The organism is Streptomyces milbemycinicus, assembly GCF_002154605.1.
Lineage (GTDB): Bacteria > Actinomycetota > Actinomycetes > Streptomycetales > Streptomycetaceae > Streptomyces > Streptomyces milbemycinicus.
Genome location: NZ_MUNE01000894.1, coordinates 1 through 1,600, shown reverse-complemented (window position 1 = coordinate 1,600; position 1,600 = coordinate 1). Strand labels below are relative to the sequence as shown.

At 69.9% G+C, this 1,600-nt stretch carries 1 protein-coding gene; it reads left to right on the top strand.

The features are described 5' to 3' along the window. Nucleotides 1-1,538 (top strand): MMPL family transporter (locus tag CCN51_RS48425; RefSeq protein ID WP_086861059.1); only part of this gene is annotated, 1,538 nt, incomplete at its 5' end. Between the last annotated feature and the right edge of the window lie 62 nt (nucleotides 1,539-1,600).

The window sequence follows — 1,600 nt, the reverse complement described above, 5'->3', positions numbered from 1 at the left end:
TGATGATCGGCCTCGCGGTCGGCATCGACTACGCGCTGTTCATCGTCTCCCGCTACCGGGCCGAACTGGCCGAGGGGCAGGAGCGGGAAGAGGCCGCCGGGCGTGCGGTGGGCACCGCGGGATCCGCGGTGGTCTTCGCCGGGCTCACCGTCGTCATCGCCCTCGCCGGCCTCGCGGTCGTCAACATCCCGATGCTGTCCAAGATGGGCTTCGCCGCGGCGGGCACGGTGGTCATCGCCGTCCTCATCGCGATCAGCCTCATCCCGGCCCTGCTGGGCTTCGCGGGCAGCAAGGTGCTCAGCCGGAAGGTCCGCAAGGCCGCCAAGAAGGGCGCGGAGGGCGAGGCCGCGGGCGAGGAGAAGCCCAACGCGGGTACCCGCTGGGCCCGTTTCGTACTGCGCCGCCCGGTGACGGTGCTGCTGGTGGGTGTGCTCGGCCTCGGCGCCGCCGCGCTCCCCGCGGCCAGCCTGGAGCTCGGCCTGCCCGACGACGGCTCGCAGCCGACCAGCACCACCAAGCGCAAGGCGTACGACCTGATGTCCGACGGCTTCGGCCCGGGCTTCAACGGACCGCTGATGGTGGTCGTCGACGCCAAGGGCAGCGACGATCCCAAGGGCGCTGTGGAGCAGGCCCGCAAGGCCATCCGCGACGTCGACGGCGTCGCGAGTGTCAGCCCGGCCCAGTTCAACAAGGCCAATGACACCGCGATGCTGACGGTCATCTCCAAGTACAAGCCGAGCAGCGTCGACACCGAGGATGTGGTGCACCACATCCGGGACGAGGCCGCGTCCCTCAAGTCCGGGACCGGCGCCGAGATGCTGGTGACCGGCCAGACGGCGATGAACATCGACATCTCGCAGAAGCTGAACGACGCGCTGCTGCCCTATCTGGGGCTGGTCGTCGGCCTGGCCTTCCTGCTGCTGATGGTGGTCTTCCGGTCGCTGCTGGTGCCGCTCAAGGCGGCCCTCGGCTTCCTGCTGTCCGTCGTGGCGGCGCTGGGCGCGGTTGTCGCGGTCTTCCAGTGGGGCTGGGGCGGGAGCCTGTTCAACGTCGAGGAGCCCGGCCCGATCATGAGCATGATGCCGATCTTCATGATCGGTGTGGTGTTCGGCCTGGCGATGGACTACGAGGTGTTCCTCGTGACCCGGATGCGCGAGGCGTACGTCCACGGCGAGCGGCCGGGCCAGGCCGTGGTCACGGGCTTCCGGCACGGGGCCCGGGTGGTCACCGCCGCCGCGGTCATCATGATGAGCGTCTTCGCCGGGTTCATCGGCTCGTCCGAGTCGATGGTGAAGATGATCGGCTTCGGCCTCGCCATCGCGGTGTTCTTCGACGCGTTCATCGTCCGTATGACCATCGTTCCGGCGGTGCTCGCGCTGCTCGGGAAGGCCGCGTGGTGGCTGCCGCGCTGGCTGGACAAGGCGCTGCCGAACGTGGACGTGGAGGGCGAGGGGCTGCGCAAGCAGCTCGCCCCGGACTCCGCGGTGCGTGTGGAGCGGGATGAGTGGGACCCCGATGCGGATCTGACCCGGGTGTAAGCCCGGCCCCGATGTTGCGGCGGCCCTTCGCGAGTGCGCGGAGGGCCGCCGCAACATCGGGG